General features: G+C 36.6%; 17 protein-coding genes. 13 read left to right on the top strand and 4 right to left on the bottom strand.

Translation table 11 applies throughout. From position 1 onward, the window contains the following. The first annotated feature begins 43 nt into the window (after positions 1-43). The 10 genes from NST63_RS20800 (at position 44) to NST63_RS20755 (ending at position 9,799) form a co-directional block, all read left to right on the top strand. Positions 44-838: an SDR family NAD(P)-dependent oxidoreductase gene (locus tag NST63_RS20800; RefSeq protein WP_251346031.1), complete on the top strand. Its 795-nt coding sequence runs from the start codon at positions 44-46 to the stop codon at positions 836-838. A 170-nt stretch (positions 839-1,008) separates the two neighbouring features. Then, complete coding sequence (locus tag NST63_RS20795) at positions 1,009-1,311, top strand: ArsR/SmtB family transcription factor (protein ID WP_341043615.1); 303 nt, start codon at positions 1,009-1,011, stop codon at positions 1,309-1,311. 155 nt (positions 1,312-1,466) lie between these two features. After that, positions 1,467-2,648, top strand: coding sequence for an MFS transporter (locus tag NST63_RS20790; protein ID WP_212944323.1), 1,182 nt, complete (start codon positions 1,467-1,469; stop codon positions 2,646-2,648). Positions 2,649-2,921: 273 nt separating this feature from the next. After that, entirely contained in the window at positions 2,922-3,452 is a 531-nt protein-coding gene (locus NST63_RS20785; RefSeq protein ID WP_341043614.1) for a GNAT family N-acetyltransferase, read from the top strand. 217 nt (positions 3,453-3,669) lie between these two features. Beyond that, positions 3,670-3,990 (top strand): PTS sugar transporter subunit IIB, encoded by a 321-nt coding sequence (locus NST63_RS20780; protein WP_058005716.1) that lies wholly within the window; start codon positions 3,670-3,672, stop codon positions 3,988-3,990. Beyond that, positions 3,990-4,313 (top strand): PTS lactose/cellobiose transporter subunit IIA, encoded by a 324-nt coding sequence (locus NST63_RS20775; RefSeq protein ID WP_341043613.1) that lies wholly within the window; start codon positions 3,990-3,992, stop codon positions 4,311-4,313. The genes NST63_RS20780 and NST63_RS20775 overlap by 1 nt, the downstream gene beginning before the upstream one ends. Before the next feature lie 12 nt (positions 4,314-4,325). After that, the gene (locus NST63_RS20770) at positions 4,326-5,573 is read left to right on the top strand and encodes a PTS sugar transporter subunit IIC (RefSeq protein ID WP_341043612.1); all 1,248 of its coding nucleotides are present in this window, start codon (positions 4,326-4,328) and stop codon (positions 5,571-5,573) included. A 5-nt stretch (positions 5,574-5,578) separates the two neighbouring features. After that, complete coding sequence (locus NST63_RS20765; RefSeq protein WP_212944333.1) at positions 5,579-7,030, top strand: glycoside hydrolase family 1 protein; 1,452 nt, start codon at positions 5,579-5,581, stop codon at positions 7,028-7,030. Between the two features lie 241 nt (positions 7,031-7,271). Continuing rightward, positions 7,272-9,197, top strand: a complete 1,926-nt coding sequence (locus tag NST63_RS20760) for a BglG family transcription antiterminator (protein WP_341043611.1) — start codon at positions 7,272-7,274, stop codon at positions 9,195-9,197. A 257-nt stretch (positions 9,198-9,454) separates the two neighbouring features. After that, positions 9,455-9,799 (top strand): hypothetical protein, encoded by a 345-nt coding sequence (locus NST63_RS20755; protein WP_212944338.1) that lies wholly within the window; start codon positions 9,455-9,457, stop codon positions 9,797-9,799. Positions 9,800-10,031: 232 nt separating this feature from the next. Here NST63_RS20755 and NST63_RS20750 read toward each other — a convergent pair whose 3' ends face one another. Then, a complete protein-coding gene (locus tag NST63_RS20750; RefSeq protein ID WP_212944340.1) occupies positions 10,032-11,633 on the bottom strand; it encodes an FMN-binding glutamate synthase family protein in 1,602 nt (533 codons plus the stop codon). 123 nt (positions 11,634-11,756) lie between these two features. On the opposite strand from NST63_RS20750, the gene NST63_RS20745 reads away from it, so the two are divergent. From NST63_RS20745 to NST63_RS20735, 3 genes are all read left to right on the top strand, one after another. Then, positions 11,757-13,391, top strand: coding sequence for an acetolactate synthase large subunit (locus tag NST63_RS20745; protein WP_212944343.1), 1,635 nt, complete (start codon positions 11,757-11,759; stop codon positions 13,389-13,391). 33 nt (positions 13,392-13,424) lie between these two features. Then, the gene (locus NST63_RS20740) at positions 13,425-14,852 is read left to right on the top strand and encodes an aldehyde dehydrogenase family protein (protein ID WP_212944345.1); all 1,428 of its coding nucleotides are present in this window, start codon (positions 13,425-13,427) and stop codon (positions 14,850-14,852) included. A gap of 70 nt (positions 14,853-14,922) precedes the next feature. Beyond that, positions 14,923-15,093, top strand: a complete 171-nt coding sequence (locus NST63_RS20735) for a hypothetical protein (RefSeq protein WP_341043610.1) — start codon at positions 14,923-14,925, stop codon at positions 15,091-15,093. A 312-nt stretch (positions 15,094-15,405) separates the two neighbouring features. Here the strand turns inward: NST63_RS20735 and thrB are convergent, their stop codons facing one another. The 3 genes from thrB to NST63_RS20720 are packed head-to-tail and all read right to left on the bottom strand — an operon-like array spanning position 15,406 to position 18,674. Next, positions 15,406-16,326 carry a homoserine kinase gene (thrB, locus tag NST63_RS20730; RefSeq protein WP_341043609.1) on the bottom strand — a complete coding sequence of 307 codons (921 nt, stop codon included), beginning with the start codon at positions 16,324-16,326 and terminating at the stop codon, positions 15,406-15,408. After that, positions 16,323-17,381, bottom strand: a complete 1,059-nt coding sequence (gene thrC, locus NST63_RS20725; RefSeq protein WP_341043608.1) for a threonine synthase — start codon at positions 17,379-17,381, stop codon at positions 16,323-16,325. The genes thrB and thrC overlap by 4 nt, the downstream gene beginning before the upstream one ends. After that, complete coding sequence (locus NST63_RS20720; RefSeq protein ID WP_212944349.1) at positions 17,382-18,674, bottom strand: homoserine dehydrogenase; 1,293 nt, start codon at positions 18,672-18,674, stop codon at positions 17,382-17,384. It abuts the gene before it with no gap. Between the last annotated feature and the right edge of the window lie 105 nt (positions 18,675-18,779).

Raw genomic sequence — 18,779 nt, 5'->3', positions numbered from 1 at the left:
TAAAAAGGGAAATCTAAATAAGTAAAGTAAAGGAGAATATTATATGGATATGCAGCTAAAAGGTAAAACAGCCTTAGTGACAGGATCAACGAAGGGCATAGGGAAGGCAATTGCCATTGAACTTGCCAAAGAAGGGGTGAATGTACTAATTAATGGACGAAATTTTGATGAGGTAGAACGAACAGTAAATGAGATGAAGGCAGAGTTTCCTGATACTTTTCCTCAAAATGCAGCTGCTGATATCGTTGATAAAAAACAAAGAGAAGCTTTATTTGATAAATATCCGCAAATTGATATTTTAGTGAACAATATGGGGATTTATGAAATCATGCAATATGACGACATAGATGATGAAGTATGGGAAAAGTACTTTCGGACAAATGTACTTGCAGCGAATGGATTATCTAAATTTTATTTACCGAAAATGTTGGAAAATAATGATGGCCGGATTATCTTTATTGCGAGTGAAGAAGCCATTATGCCTTCAGGTCAAATGCCCCAGTATTGTATGACAAAATCAATGCTTTTATCATTATCAAAAAGCTTATCTAAATTAACGGTTGGAACAGAAGTGACAGTTAATACAATCATGCCAGGACCAACCCTCTCGGAAAACGTGCAGCAAATTATTGAGGGAATATACGCTAATGAAGATATGACTTTTTCCGAGAAAGAGAAAGCTTTTATGACAACAAACCTACCTCAATCAGAAATACAGCGATTTATTAGACCCATTGAAATAGGGAGACTAGCTACATTTGTATGTAGTCCTTATGCATCGGCATTTAAAGGTTCCCCAATCCGTATGGATGGTGGTATGGTACCAACTATTTTTTAACATAGCTCGATTTTGAACATTTAATATCCGATTGACGATTGGGTATTAGTAGGATGCAAAAAGAATCGACTATGTCCATTTAGGTTCATCATAATAACAGGCTAATAATAAGGACATTTTATAAAACAAAATACATTGACATATCGAAATATCGCGATATAATGAGTTGTATGGAACCAATTGAAATCTTTAAAGCCTTATCAAATGAATCAAGGTTGCAAATTTTGCAATGGCTAAAGGAGCCTGATCGTCATTTTATACCCCATGAAGGGATTGATATGAACACAATAGGGGTATGTGTTAGCCAAATAACAGATAAATTAAAAATGACGCAATCAACTGCCTCCCAATATCTCTCTATACTTTTAAGAGTTGGTCTGATTAAGGCAGAACGAATAGGCAAGTTTACTTATTACAAAAGAGATGAAGACGCGATTAGCAAAATTGCTGACTTATTAAAAAAGGAAATTTAAAAGTACACGGAATGCTTTAGAAGCAAAAATAAACATCTGAGGATGTTTATTTTTACAGAAAACATATCGATATATCGCGATGTGTATTTTTTTAAAATAACATATCGTTATTTTGCGATATGTTGATATGATAAATGATTAGGGAGTGATAGATGATGTCTAACACGTGGAAAATTTATATTTTAGCCATTATTAGTTTTTTGGTAGGAACGTCAGAGTATATAATTTCCGGGATATTGGATAATATTGCTCATACACTTGGGATCACCTTATCTGCTGCTGGCCAGTTAATTACGATTTTTTCACTTGTTTATGCTATTTTTACACCGATTCTCATGGCATTAACAGCAAGCATAGACAGACGTAAATTAATGATTTATTCTTTAGGTCTATTTGTTTTAGGAAATATTCTTGCTTTTGTCTTGCCTGGATATGGATGGTTTATTGTTGCGAGAATCATTATGGCATTGGGAGCAGGAATGGTTGTTGTAACGGCATTAAATATTGCAGCCAAAATCGCATCAGAAGGGAAGCAAGCGAGTGCAATTGCTACAGTAGTCATGGGATTTACCGCATCACTAATTATTGGTGTTCCGCTAGGAAGAATGACCGCCGAAGCATTTGGTTGGAAATCTGTATTTGGTGGAATCGCTCTTTTGGGGTTAATAGCAATGGTGGTGATGTTCTTTACCCTTCCACATACTGAAGGAGATAAGCCTGTACCTTTAGCTCAACAGCTCTCTTTATTGCGAAAACGAAAAGTTCTGCTTGGATTAGCCATCACGTTCTTCTGGCTCGGGGGATACTCTATTGCGTATACTTATATATCACCCTATCTTCTGACCATTTCGGGGATAAGCGACAAGTTGTTAAGTGGCGTTTTGCTTATATTTGGAATCGCTAGTTTGGTAGGATCAAAGTTCGGAGGCTATAGCACGGATCGATGGGGAGTAGCCTTTACTCTCGTTGGTGGCATGGGATTACATATTATCATGCTACTTCTACTATCAATCGTAACCCACTCTTATGTCGGAGTACTAGTCATTCTAATATTCTGGTCTTTTGCCGCATGGTCTACAGGTCCGACACAACAATATCACTTAGCCACAATCGAACCAGAGTTATCGGGTGTATTGCTTGGTATTAATCAGTCAATGATGCAATTAGCTATGGCTGTAGGTGCAGGAGTAGGTGGAATCTTTGTTGAAAAGGTCTCACTAGCTTCCATAACCTGGATTGGGGCATTAGGTGTTGCGTTCGCGATTATTGTTTCTTTGATAGCTTTCAAATCAAATGCTAAACAGAAAATAGCGAATGTAAAAGCATTGAATGAGTAATGCAATTCTTTAGTCTTTAGCGGAATAGATATACTGTTCATTTTGGGCATAGGATTTCATAAAAAGGGTTCTAAATGGAAAAAAATTAACAGATGAAGAATACAATTTTGAGCAAAAGGGTGCGTTTCTTTAAAGAAATGCACCTTTTTTAAGGAGGAAAAGCGTCATTGATTACCGTATATAATTAATAAACTTTGGTGATAATTTCTTTTTTAGTTAAAGTCCTAAAAATTAGTTTTTAATAGAGGTACATAAACATGGGAGGTTATAAGGATGTTCTCATCTAAAAGAATCAAATTACGGAAAGTGGAAAAAGGGGATATTGAAAAATATCACTCTTGGAGAAATGATACGGATGTCATGTTTTCTACAAACCCTTCATTAGACGTATATTCACTTGATAATACTAGAGAGTTTGTGGAAAATGTTCTTATTCATTCTGTTTCATCGAAAAGCTATATGATTATTGAAAAAGAAAATGAGGTATCCATCGGGATTACATCATTAATAAATATAGATTATAAAAATAGAAATGCTGAATGTATTATTGATATTGGTGAAAAGGAGTACTGGGGGCAAGGATACGGTACGGAGGCATTAAGTATCCTATTAAATTATGCATTCCAGGAACTTAATTTACATCGAGTATCATTAAGAGTTTTTTCCTTTAATGAAAAGGCGATTAAATTATACAAAAACTTAGGATTTAAAGAGGAAGGGAATAGTCGTCAGTCCTTATATAGAAATGGACAATGGCATGATATTTTACATATGGGGATCTTAAAAGAAGAGTTTATCAATTAAATAGGTGTTCACTTTGGAAGACTTTACTTCAATATGGAGTGGAGTCTTTTTTATGGCTCTTTTTTAAAAAGTCTGCTATTTAAGTAGAGTTTTAACAAATAATCTTTCATTTCACTAATACTGTTTATTGTACTTTCCTATTAGTAGGAAAGAAAAATAAATGTAAGGGCTTTAATAAGTTGATAACATTTAAAACAAATAAGAGGAGGGAAACATTATGACAAAAAAAGTTCTTTTAGTATGTGGAGCAGGAGCATCTTCTGGTTTTATGGCGGCAGCTGCTAGAAAGGCTACTAAGAAATTAGGTTTAGATATTGAATTTAAAGCAAAAAGTGAATCTGAAATTGGTGAACATTTAAATGATACCGATTTACTATTAGTTGCACCGCATTTGAAATACATGATTGATGATGTAAAAAGCGCATGTGAAAAAGCAGGTGTTAAATACGGTATTATTCCCCAAAAAGTATATGGATCTTTGGATGGTCAAGGGTTAGTTAAGGTTGCAGAAGAAATTTTACAAGGTGGTAATGAATAATGGAACAACAAGTAAATAAAGAAGAATTAGCATTAATTTCAATGAACGTAATCTTACATGCGGGTAATGCTCGTGATTATGTTTTTCAAGCCGTAGATAAAGCTTCTAATGGAGATTTCAATCAAGCGGATGAACTTATGAAAAAAGCAGATGAGGAGATCGTTATCGCCCATAAAGCTCAAACCAATACTCTGCAAAAAGAAGCAGAAGGTATTGAGATTCCGTTTTCGCCATTATTTGGACATGCTCAAGATACATTAATGACTGTTAAATCAGAAATGAACATCATGAGGGAAATTATAAAGCTTTACAAAAAAATCTAGGGGGTGAGAAAGATGGATAAATTTATGTCCTGGATGACGGATAGTTTTGCTCCGAAGGTTAATAAGATAGCAAAAAACGCTTGGGTTGCATCGATTCAAGACGCTATCTTGACAGCCATGCCAATGATTTTTATCGGTTCATTTGCAACTATTTTGTCAATCGTTAAGGATTTTTGGAAGGGCTTTCCTGACTTTTCGATGATTAGCACTTTTTCATTCGGTTTATTCTCAATATTTTTAGCTTATTTAATACCAGAATCCATAATGAACCATAAAGGCCATAAGGGTGTTTCAAAACAAGCTGGTCTTGCTGGTTTGGCATTTTTCTTAATGTTGGTATATCCCAAAATTACGGCAGACGGTCATATTAAGTTTGATTTAAATACATTTGGTACCGGTGGGATGATTGCTGCTTTAATTGCTGGATTGTTTGTAGGTTTTGTGATGAACCTCTTCTCAAAATGGAAATTTATTGGTGAAGATTCACCGATTCCAGACTTTGTTGCGGTGTGGTTTAACACATTAATTCCAATCATCGTCATTTTATTAATTGGTTGGATTTTTACATTTGAAATGAATATCAACGTATATGATGTCGTAAATTCAATCTTTTCGCCATTAATTCATCTAGGTCAAAGTTTCTGGGGATTTGTATTGATTTTCTTCCTTGGGTTTTCATTCTTATACACGTTTGGAATTTCAAGCTGGGTTTTATATCCAGTTCAAACCGCTATCGCATTACCAGCTATTGCGGAAAACCAAGCAAACTTTGCAGCTGGAAAGGCTGTCACAAATATTTTCACGGTTGAGACAGGTTCCTTATTTCTTATCGGTGGTGGGGGAGCCACATTAGCTCTCTGTATCATGTTAGCATTTATGGCTAAATCGCAACGTTTAAGAATGATAGGAAAAGCATCACTTGTTCCTTCCATTTTCAATATTAATGAGCCAATTGTATTCGGGGCGCCAATCGCCTTCAACCCGATTTTGATGATTCCAATGTGGATTAATGGACTGCTAGGACCGATTCTAACTTGGTTTGTGATGAAAGTTGGTTTAGTACCTATTCCACATGAGCCATTTCAACTTTGGTATTTACCAGGTCCAATTCAAAACTGGATTATTACGGCATCATTCATTGGGCTGATTTACTTTATTGTATTATTTGTCCTTTCATGGATCGTCTATTATCCATTTTTCAAAATTTATGACAAACAAGCGGTTAAGCAAGATGCAGAATTAGCAGAGGAAGGAGAATAATAATTATGAGACAAAATAAATATGCAAGTTTTCCAAAGGACTTCTTATGGGGCGGTGCAATTGCTGCCAGTCAAGCTGATGGTGCATATAACGAAGACGGTAAAAAGCCCAATTCATCAGATGTTCAACCATATCTCAAAGGATTGTCAAATGAAGAAATTCAAGAGCTGGAAAAGCAAGGAATGACATTGGATGAAGTAAAAAAGAATTTGACTGATACAACGCATTACTTTCCTAAACGCCATGGAATTAATTTCTATCATACCTATGAAAATGATTTGGAATTACTAGCAGAGATGGGCTTTAAAACGTTTAGAACGTCGATTGATTGGTCAAGAGTATTCCCTAACGGAGATGAAACCGAACCGAATGAAGCTGCTTTACAGCACTACGGAAAAATGATCGATAAGATGAAGTCTCTTGGAATTGAACCAATCATCACCATGTTACATTATGAAACACCGATTAATATTACTTTACAGTATGGTGGTTGGAAGAACAAAGCAGTCATTGATATGTTTGAACGTTACGGTAAGGTATTATTAGATCGATTTGGCGATAGAGTAAAGTATTGGATTGTTGTGAATCAAATAAACATGATTCAGATTGAACCATTTTTGTCTTTAGGTATATGCAGAGATCAATATGATCATATTGAAGAGGCAGAATATCAGGCTGTTCACAATCAAATGGTAGCTTCAGCTAAAATTCAAAAGTATGCCAAAACATTACATTATGATTTAGAAATCGGGACTATGGTTGCTGATATGACAGTATATCCATATTCATGTAAGCCAGATGACATTGTGTTGGCGATGCAGCATAATCGTATGCAATACTTTTTCACTGATGTACAATTTCGAGGCGAATATCCGAAATATGCCTTAAACTATTTCAATGAAAATAATATTCATCTTGATATTACCGAAGAAGAGACGAAACTGTTAAGGGATCATCCGATGGATTATCTTGCCATTTCTTATTATTTCTCACAAATGGTTGATTCAACAAAGAATGTGAATAAAGCTGATTCAACTTCAGTGAACCCAAATTTAGATGCTAATCCATGGGGATGGAATGTAGATCCACAAGGACTATATAATACACTATCTCAATATTGGGATCGTTATCAAAAACCTATCATTATTGCTGAAAACGGATTTGGTATGTATGATACGGTAGAAGACGGAAAGATTCATGATGATTATCGTATATCCTATTTAAGTGATCATATTGAACAAGTTGGTCGTGCCATTCATGATGGTGCGAATGTCATTGCCTATTGTGCATGGGGTCCAATTGATATAGTGAGTTGTTCTTCACAACAAATGTCAAAGCGTTATGGTTTTATCTATGTTGATCTAGATGATGAAGGTAAAGGATCAGCTAAGAGAATGAAGAAAGATAGTTTTTACTGGTACAAACAAGTGATATCAACGAATGGATCAGAAATTTAATAAGGCTGTTTTCGTATAGTTTGTTGCTTTTGTAAAAGCCCAACTACCGGCTTTTACTACCAGTAAAGGATTCTGGATTGCAGCTCTTTTCTTAGTAAAATGAAACGTGTAGCCATCTTCATTCGATATTTAATAGTTATAGCTTTACTTAAATAGCAACAATGTTTGAGAAAAGAGCTTTTAATAAACATAAAGAGGAAGCGGGAGTTCTTCCTCTTTTTACTATACAAGGAATGATTTGATGAACAAAACTGATATGTTACTCGATTATCTTAAAAGACATTCTGGAAATGAATTTATATCTGCTAAAACATTAGCTGAATCATTAGGGGTAACCGACAGAACCATTCGCCACTATGTTAAGTCGATTAATGAAAAACAGCCTAATCTGATTGAATCAAGCAGAGTCGGATATAGATTAAGTAATATGGCTACTATTCAATATCCAGAGACAAATGATCATATGGACAATCGCCGTTTTTATATTTTAAGACGACTGATTAAGAGTTCTGACCGTGGCTTAGACTTATTTGATTTAGCGGATACTTTGTACGTTTCAGATGCTACCATACGTTCTGATATAATGAATCTCAATCGTTTAGTAACGACACATAATTTACAGATCATCCAACAAAATAATCGTTATGTTCTTACTGGTGAAGAAAAGAGTCGCAGAAAATTGATGATCGATTTAATTGATTTTTCTAAACCAACTAAAACATCAATTGAAGAAGAGGTTCAACGATTCCTTGGACCTATATCACTACAAGAGTTAATGGAGTTAAGTAAGAACAGCTTTGATGAGCATAGTATTCATCCAAACACCTACTTCTTTAAGAATTTCATTATCCATTTAGCCATTGCTATTGAGCGTGCAACGGATAATGAACAATTAGAACAAAGTTCATTTCCCATTCAAAATCGAAATGCAACGAGTTATAAAATCATTAATGAAATTGCAGAAAATCTTAATAAAAAATATGCTATCCAGTTTTCGCAGGCCGATAAGGATGAGTTGGCCATCCTGTTTATTGGTCATATAAAAGATGATGAGCTTTCAATGGATAACTATGCAAGCATGAAAGTGTCGAAAGCATTAAACCATGCTATTCAGGAAATAAGTGAAGTTTATATGCTTGATTTTACTGATAATCATTTTAAAACTCGCTTATTAGTGCATGTGCAAAACTTGTATAATCGTCTAAGTCAAAATAAATACACAAGAAACATGAGTGTATTGAACATTCGGATCAAATATCCAATAATATTTGATATAGCCGTATATCTAGCTTCAGTATTAGCGAATGATTTGAACGTTGAAATTAATGATGATGAAATTGCTTTTATTGCCCTACACATTGGGACCTTCTTAAATAGTCAAAATGATGGAAATAACAAAATCAATACGGTTATTATTACACCAGCCTATCTGGGCCAACAAGCAGAAATTGAAAAGTGTATTGAAAAGCATTTTGAAGATGAATTATTTATTAGTGGGATTTATGAAGATGTTAGTGAGTTGAATTCGCTAATGTCCAATGATTTAGTCATAACCACTCAAAGCACTGAACATATAAGAAATCGAATGGCAATGGTTAACACGGAATTCGTAAATATTCATGAATTTATAACAAAACACGATATTGCCTTGATCAGCCGTGCGATTGAAAAAATTAAACATAATAATTATACGAACTTTCTCAAAGACAAGATTCCCGAATTAATTAGTGAGAAGTTTTTTATTACGATAAGTGATGATTTTTCTAGAGAACAAATCATGGAGACTATTGCAGAGAGCTTTCAAGAGGAAGATTATGTAGGGGCGGATTACTTGAAGAAATTAAATGAGCGGGAAAAAGTTTCTTCTACTGCCTATCCAAGTGGTGTAGCCATTCCTCATACAATGAAGTTTGAAGCAAAAAGGACAGGCTTAATGATATTAAAACCTGTCAATCAAGTAGAGTGGGATCGTATTAAGGTTAAACTAATTATTGGGCTTGCTGTTAACAAGGATGATTCACATATGTTTAATAAAATATTTCCGCGAATCATTGAATTGGCTGCAGAGCCGTATAATATTCAATATCTATCTGGAACAAATACTAGAAATGAATTTATTGATCGTTTAATTGAATTAATGGTGAGAGATAATTATTTTCCAGAATAGATCAAACAGAAATGGTTTCATACTTAGATAGGCGATTCTTCCTATGGAAGAATCGCTTTTTTAGTGTGGCAATAAAGGATCTTTGCTCGCTTGTAAGTATGTCGAATTTATCGTCAAGAATACGGAATTATCAGAAACTATTTTAGGTTATTGTCGTATATATGAATAAGTAAATCTTTTAAGGGGGGATTAAAGTAAAAAGGTTTTTATATAATTTTGTTTGTACCATTGTTGTTGGAATTATTATTTATTCAGGCATGAACTATCAAGCTTATTTAAAGAAAGAGGCAATGGTTACTTTTAATTTAACGCCAGTCATATGGTTTGCAACAATATTTCCAATTATTATTGGTATGTTGTTACGATTACCTAAATTGATTATCCAGATGATAGAAAGAAAGTGTTGGACGTTTGATTGGGTTACAGTTATTTCGATTGGAATACCAGCTCTGTATATAGCATTGTTACAATACTTTCCATATAGCTCTTTAGGAATGTATATACCATTTGCAAGAAATTTTATCATTATCGATAATTATGTATTAACAATGACAGGAGGAATTGTCTTTGGTTATGTTTTATTAGCCAGCATAAAAAAATGATTGTTTTTACAGAATTACTAAAACCGAATTTTGGTAATTCTGTAACTGTTTAAAGAGAGGGATAAAGTTGTGGAAATACATTCTACATAAAGCAGGATTTATCATTCCGGACAGTTTATTGAGCTAGGTTACAGTGAGGATTTTGTAAAAATGAAAACCTCCGCTTATCAAAATGGAGGTTTTTCACGCAAAATTTTATTAAGAATACACAATTTCAAAAAGGTAAGCATCATTAACCTACATCAATTCTATCCTGAACATCCTTAAGAATACTTTCAAGTGATGTGACAATTCCTTTATCATCCTTATACATAATATGCTTTGGTTTAAAATGGACAGGTGAATCTAAACCGGCTGCCGCAGAGATGCGAAATAGCCCTTTTCTTAGTGTGACCAGAAAATTCACGACACGGAATTTCTTTTCATCGATCACAAGTGCTTTTTGTAGGTCAGGATCGGTTGTTGCAACGCCTACCGGGCAGGCATTTGATTGGCATTTCAATGTTTGGATGCATCCAACGGTAATCATAAAGCCACGTGCAATATTAACAAGATCAGCACCCATTGCTAATGCGATGGCAATTCGGTCAGGTGTAAATAATTTTCCTGAGGCGATAATCTTCACACGATCACGTACCCCATATTTTTGCAATGTAGAAACGAGGATGGGCAATGCTGATTTAATCGGCAAACCAACACTATCAATTAGCTCTTGATAGGAAGCCCCAGTCCCACCTTCTCCACCATCGACTGTAATGAAATCAGGACCTTTACCCGTTTCTTTCATATATTTAGCTAATTCCTCGACACTGTCATTTCCACCAATAACAATTTTCATACCGACAGGCATTCCTGTTACCTCGCGAATTTTTTCGATGAACTCACACATAGTTGGTACATCACTAAACTGATGAAAACGATTAGGGCTATCGACAGATTTATAAGGCTCTACCTTTCGAATTTCCGCGATTTCTGGATTCACTTTTTCTGCATCGATATGGCCGCCACGTGTTTTTGCTCCTTGAGCGAGTTTTAGCTCAAATGCTTTAATTTCAGGGATTTCACTTTTGCGTTTTAATTCGTCCCAATCGACTTCCCCATTTTTATCGCGGATCCCGAATAAGCCAGGACCAATCTGCATGATAATATCCACTCCACCTTCAAGATGATAAGGAGATAAGCCGCCTTCACCTGTGTTCATCCACGTCCCTTTTGCTAATCCAAGTCCTTTGGATAATGCAGTGATGGCATGCTTTCCGAGTGCACCATAGCTCATTGCGGACATGCCAATTAGTCCTTTTAATACAAAAGGGTATTTCGTATTTGGTCCAATGACCACCGCATCATCATCATGCAATAAATAAGCAGATGTTTCTTCATCCTCCCATTTTTCCTCCCGTTGTGAAAAAAGGGGGTCCTTCATTAATATGTATCTTTTAGTGAGAACCTTTGTGTTTTCATCCATTTTGATCTCTTCTGTCAATTTAGGAAACATGTCATTTTTTACATAGAAGCCTTCTTCGTCGAAGTCACGCTTTGAACCGAAGCCAACGACATCCCGTTTATATTTTGCGCTTTTTACGATATGTTCATAGTCATCTCTCGAAAATGGTTTTCCTTCAGTATCACTATTGAACCAATACTGACGCATTTCTGGACCAATTTTTTCAAAGAAATAACGAATTCTTCCGAGTGCTGGATAGTTTCTTAAGATGGAATGACTTTTTTGGTTACGGTCAAACAATAAGAGATAGATAAGAAAAATGATTAAACCAATGAGTAGCAATGCAATAACAATAAAACCAATGATGATTAAAATATCTGCAAGTTTCATTACGTCCGCCTCCTCTAACAATATTCATTACACGAAATGAAAAATATATGCATTGGCTGAACGTCACATAAATTTAAATGGGATTGGAAAGCTACTAAAAAACAATCAAGGAGGTACATATTCTTGAAGGCTTCCGATCTATTTGTTCAATGCTTAGAAAATGAGGGAGTGGAATATATTTTTGGAATACCTGGAGAGGAAAATACGGATTTAATTGATTCTCTTATAGGTTCGAATATTGAGTTTATCGTTGTGCATCATGAACAGGCAGCTGCATTTATGGCTGATATATATGGTCGTTTAACAGGAAAAGTGGGCGTTTGTTTAGCAACATTAGGACCTGGTGCGACCAATTTATTAACTGGAATTGGGGATGCTTATCTCGATCACGCTCCAGTTGTGGCAATTACAGGACAGGCTGGTCTTGAGCGTATCCATAAGGAATCACATCAATACGTTGATATTATCGGGGTTTTCAAAGAAGTAACAAAATGGAATCAACAAATAAGAGTACCACATACCATTCCTGAAATTATCCGAAAGGCCTTTAAAACAGCAGTTCTTGAAAAGCCGGGTGCTGTTCATATTGAATTACCTGAGGATATTGCCATGATGGACACGGAAGGTGAGCCATTACCAGTTACACCTCTTCCGATATCTCGACCAGCAGAAAGTGCGATTAAACAGGCCGCAGAAGCAATTAATCGATCAAAACGTCCAATTATTCTAGCTGGAAATGGGGTTATTCGTGATGGTGCAGTAGAGAGCCTTCGCGCATTTGCTGAAGCAAAAAATATTCCTGTAGTGAATACGTTTATGGCTAAGGGGGTCTTGCCATCTGATCACCCGCTTACCTTGTATACAGTTGGAATGCAGGCAAAGGACTATGTTTTATGTGGCTTTGATTTAGCCGATCTGATTATTACGGTTGGCTATGATTTTGTTGAATATTTACCTAAATATTGGAATGATGAAGCAATGAATCCAATCATTCATTTGGATAGTTTACCTGCTGAAGTCGATGCGTTTTATCCAGTACAAGTGGAGCTCGTTGGAAATGTGAAGGAAGGATTAGATGAATTAAGTACTTATGTGGAAAAAAAGGAATTATGGGAAAAGGTAAAACAATTAAAATCTCAATTAGATGTAAAACTGCATGCGAAAGACACGATTTCCGGAAGCCCGGTTAAACCGCAAAGAATACTGGCAGACTTAAAAAAAGCGGAAAAAGGAGAAGCGATCGTAATTTCAGATGTTGGTGCACATAAACTGTGGATTGCTCGAATGTTTCAACCTGAAAAACCAAATCACACAATTATCTCCAATGGTTGGGCGTCTATGGGGATTGCTGTTCCTGGTGCCATTGCAGCAAAACTAGCCAATCCAGACAAGCCTGTAATAGCTGTAACAGGCGATGGAGGGTTTCTTATGAATGGTGTGGAAATAGCAACAGCCAAACGACTTGGTCTTGCCATTGTGATTATTATTTTTCACGATTCAAAATTTGGCTTGATTGAATGGAAGCAACTGAATAAATTTAATCGATCCAATGAGATTGAATTTACTGATCCAGACTTTTTAGAATTCGCAAAGAGCTTTGATGTGCAAGGTATAAAGGTAAAGCATTCTGATGAATTGTTACCTTCTTTAGAAAAAGCGATTGCTAGTGAAGAAATTGTCATCATTGATGTGGATGTGGACTACTCAGAAAATGTGGAGCTATCAAAAACACTTGGAAATTATATTTGTAAATTATAAATTCGTTCATCGTAAATCGAGGAGGTAGAGAATATGAAGAAAAAATGGTCCTTGTGGATAGGTGGTCATTGGAGGGATGCGAAAGCGTATGAACCATTATATAATCCTCATACAGATGAGGAGCTTGCAGAGATTGGGCAGGCTGAACCAGCAGATGCGGTAGAAGCAATTGTAGAGGCACATGCAGCTTTTCAAAAGTTTCGAACAGTCCCGGCACATGCAAGAGCAAAAATTTTATATAAAGCGGCAGAAATAATGGAAGCACGCAGCGCGGAATGTGCGAAAATCATTGCTTTAGAAGCAGCCAAATCAATAAGAAATGCGCGTGAGGAAATGAATCGAACAGTTCAAACCTATCGTTTTGCCGCGGAAGCAGCCAAAAGTAATTATGGAGAGCAAATCCCCATGGATGCTGCTGAGGGTGGGGAAAATCGCTTTGGCTTTACGATTCATACTCCCATGGGTGTAGTAACGGCAATCACTCCATTTAATTTTCCGTTTAATCTTGTTGCCCATAAAGTAGGTCCTGCCATTGCAGCTGGAAATGCGATAGTTCTTAAACCCGCGGAACAAACGCCATTAAGCTCTTTATTACTTGCTGAAATTTTTAAAGAAGCAGGGCTGCCAGATGGCGTATTAAATATTATTCCCGGAAAAGGCGAAGTATTAAGTGAAGCATTGACCACACATCCATATGTTAAAAATGTGACATTCACAGGTAGTGTTGAAGTAGGACATATTATTCACCGACAGGCGGGCTTTAGAAAATTGACATTGGAACTCGGGTCAAATTCTCCTTTTATTATTGATGAAGGGGTAGATATTGATAAAATTATCGATCGCAGTGTGTTGGGTTCATTTTCTTATAATGGTCAAGTTTGCATATCGATACAACGAATCTATGTTCATCGAACATTATATAAGCCTTTCTTGGAGAAATTTATCGCACGGACAAAACAGCTTGTGATTGGATCACCACTCGATGAGAATGTAAATATCACAGCCGTAATCTCTAAGAAATCCTTGAACCGGTTACAAACCTGGATTAATGAAGCTGTGCAGTCTGGCGCAAAGGTAGAATGTGGTGGAACAGTAGAGGGGAATGTACTAACTCCTACCGTTTTAACGAATGTCTCACGTGATTCGAAAGTATTCCGAAATGAAATTTTCGGTCCAGTCGTTTGTATTTTTCCATTTGACACCTTAGAGGAAGCGATTAATGATGCAAATGATTCGATATATGGGCTCAATTCTGGGATTATGACTAATAATATGGAGCATGCTTTTTATGCGGCTGAACATCTTGAAACAGGTGGAGTCATCATCAATGATATTCCTACTTTCCGTATTGATAATATGCCATATGGTGGTTGGAAAGATAGTGGAGTTGGGCGCGAAGGGATAAAGTATGCGATGAAAGAAATGATGGAGGAAAAGTTTATTAGCTTTAAAACGAAGTAGTCTCATGTATAGATAATCTATTTATGGCAAGTATGTAGATGATTCGAAAGGAAAGGAGGGAACTGGCAAGATGGAAGTTGATATGAGTGTAGAAGAAGTATTACGCGAAATTCAGCAATTGCATATGAACGGGAATCCATTAAGTAAGAAAAGTATTAAAAAGTCCCACCCGCAATTAATGCGAAGTGCACTATATTATTTTCCAGATTGGGATAGTGCCATAGATAAATCTATTTCCTAAGAATCACTACATACTTGTAGGTTGTCTTATTCGTGTAATAAGACAACCTTTTTTTGTGCGAATCTAGCATAAGTTCGAGCGAATATTCCGGAATCGTGCGAATCGAGGGGAGAAATTGGGATTCGCGCCAAACAAAGTCCGTTCTGTGCGAATTCGGCATAAGTTCGTGCGAATCATATCGGAATTCGTGCGAATCGAGCAAAGAAAAAAGTGATTCGCGCCAAACGTAGTCCGTTTCGTGCAAATCACCAACATATCGTGCGAATGTCAGCCTAATTGGTGCGAATCACCAAAATGTGTTCCTAACTCCACTTATATTAATTTCCTGTTTCCAGGAAAAGATGGAACCTTAGTTACACCACTGGAGTCTGGCCGTAGTATTTCATATTGATAATCATTAAATGTTTGCGAAATGACCTTTGCAATGGTTTCTCCTTTATTTTTTGGAACGAAGGAGATGATTGTAGGACCTGCTCCACTTAGGATTGTTCCGTAAACTCCGAGTTCATGACCTAATGCAGTAATTTTTGCTAGATCCGGAACGAGTGCGGCCCGGTAAGGTTGATGGAAAATATCTCTTTCCATCATTCGTCCGGCCAATTCCCAGTTGTTTTGAAAAATAGCAGCGATTAGAACATTACTAATGCTACTACCTTCGATTGCTTTGCTGAAGGCAAGAGTTTCAGGGAGAACTGATCTTGCCTCTTTTGTTTTTAATTCAAATGAAGGAATCATTGCGATGATATCTATTTCTGGAGTAGGACCAATGATCGTTTCAGTTGATTCATTCGAGTGAGTCGATACAGTCAATCCACCCCATAAAGAGGCTGTAGCATTATCCGGATGACCTTCGAAACTACTTGCAAAATGACCTTTCTCTGTTCTACTTAATTCAAGCTCAAGAATAATGTCAGCTATTTCTATCCCAGCAACAATTGCAGCTGCGCTGCTTCCAAGTCCTCTTGCAAGTGGGATTTCACTTTGCATAGAGATGGTTAGTGGTGGAAGTTCTTTTTGGTGAAAATCACTGACATATTTCGCTGCATTATAAATAATATTTTCCTCGATGTCTGGTAATGGAACCTCATTATTTATAAAATGGATATCCCATTGGTCGGAAAGTTGGACACTCACATATAAATATCGATTAATCGCTAGCCCGATGGAATCAAAGCCTGGACCCAGATTAGAGGTACTGCCTGGAACTTTTAAATAAAATGGTTCGTTCTTCATCGTGCCACCTGCTTTAGATGGTTAAGTAATTCATCCTTATTTGCTTTGAGTATCTCAGGTTGGATTCTTAACTGGTCCATCGCAGTAGCCGGATCCTTTAGTCCATTTCCTGTTAGGACAGCGACGATTTTACTGCCTTTCTTAATTTCCCCTGATTTGATTTGTTTTTTTATTCCAGCAATTGAGGCACAAGATGCCGGTTCGGCAAAAATCCCTTCTAATCCTGCTAGTTCTCGATAGCTCTCTAGTATTTCTTCATCTGTAACACTATCAATTTTTCCGTTGGATTCATTGGCTGCTTCCACTGCTAGATTCCAGCTTGCCGGATTACCAATTCGAATCGCAGTCGCAATCGTTTCTGGATTTTCGATCACTTTATTTTGTACGATGGCTGCTGAGCCCTCAGCTTCAAATCCGCGCATTTCTGGAAGAGAATACCCCTTCTTTTGATGAAATTCTTTAAAGCCTTTCCAGTAGGCAGAGATGTTTCCGGCATTCCCTACAGGAATGGATAAAATGTCTGGTGCTTCACCTAATTGTTCGCAAATCTCGAATGCTGCTGTCTTTTGACCTTCAAGGCGAAACGGATTGACGGAGTTGACTAATGAATATTCGGATTGCTTGGAAGTATGTATCACCATTTCTAGTGCATGATCAAAATTTCCCTCAATTTCATAAATTTTTGCGCCATACATAATGGATTGCGCTAATTTTCCAAGAGCAATTTTTCCTTTTGGAATAACAATTAAACAATCAAGTCCAGCTCTTGTACTGTATGCAGCAGCCGCAGCAGCCGTATTTCCTGTAGAGGCACAAATGACTCCACGGCTGCCACTTTCCTTTGCTTTTGCAACGGCTACTACCATTCCCCGATCTTTAAAACTGCCTGTAGGATTCGCGCCTTCATACTTTACATAGATTTCTACCTGCCATTTCTCTGATAATACTTTTAATGGAATCAACGGTGTATTCCCTTCCATGAGACTTAGGCTTGGGGTATTTTCAGTGATAGGTAAATAGTCTTTATATTGATTAATGAGCCCTTGCCAATACATTTAATTCATCCCCTCTACACGATAATTGCTCTTCACATCGATGACTACATCTAAATCTGCTAATAGTTGATAGATTTGTTCAAATCGTTGTTGATTGGTTGTGTGTGTGATAATGACGACCTCTGCTAATTTTTTAGATACAATTGGTTCCTGAATAACCTTCTGCAAGCTCATTTCTTGCTCGTTGAATAGACCTGTTATTTTTGACAATGCCCCTGGTTCGTCCTTTACATGAAGACGAAGGAAATATTGACTTTCAATAGAGTCAGCCGGCTTTAATTTCTTTTCATTTTGAGGTAGGAAAATATGCTGACCATTGATTCCGTGTTTCATATTTTTGGCGACAGAGATTAGATCTGAAACAACTGCGATAGCCGTTGGTAGCTCCCCAGCACCGGGACCGTAAAACATGGTTTCTCCTACTGAATGACCATAAACATAGATCGCATTATACTCATTATCTACTGAAGCAAGTGGGTGATTAGTAGGTAATAATGTCGGAGCGACGCGGACATCAATTTCTCCATTGTCTAGCTCTGCAATCCCAACTAATTTAATGGTATATCCCAATTTTTTACTATAAAGAATATCTTCTTCAGCCACATGGGTAATTCCTTCAACGACAACATCATCTAGAGTGATAGGGATTGAGTAGGCTAAATGACTTAAAATGACCATTTTTCTTGCTGCATCCAATCCCTCTACATCTGAGGAAGGATCACTTTCGGCAAAACCAAGTGATTGTGCCTCCTGCAGGACTTCTTCATAGCTTACCGACTGATGACTCATTTTACTTAAAATATAATTAGTTGTTCCATTTACAATCCCGATTAATTTTTTTATTCGATCTGCTGCGAGACCATCTGTTAGCCCTCTTAAGATCGGAATACCACCACCAACACTTGCTTCATAATACAGATCACAGCCCTGATTTGCAGCAGCTTGTAGTAATTCACTACCATGTAGGGCCATTAAGTCCTTATTAGCGGTGATGACATGTTTTTTATTTTTTAAAGCAGTATGGATATGTTTTCTCGATTCTTCAATTCCACCCATGACTTCTATCACTATATCAATCTCAGGATTATCTACTATATCACTCGGTTCAGTTGTTAATAATTGATTATATTGATCTATTTTTCGAATTTTATCTGGATCTTTTACTAGGATTTTATTTATTAGAATTTGTGTGCCTGTTTGCTGCCTAAATTTTTCTTGCTCATTTGTTAGTAGGTGCACGACACCAGTACCGACTGTTCCAAATCCTAATAATCCAACTGATAGTTTATCCAAATCTTCCACTCCATTCTTGTTAGCTTTCTTTTGGAAATTTCAATTAATCCATTTTAGAAAAACATTTGTATTTGTATAACGGACATTATAATCCTTTTTCAGGTC

The organism is Heyndrickxia sp. FSL W8-0496, from assembly GCF_038007825.1.
Lineage (GTDB): Bacteria > Bacillota > Bacilli > Bacillales > Bacillaceae_C > Heyndrickxia > Heyndrickxia oleronia.
This window is presented reverse-complemented; position numbering and strand designations above follow the sequence as displayed.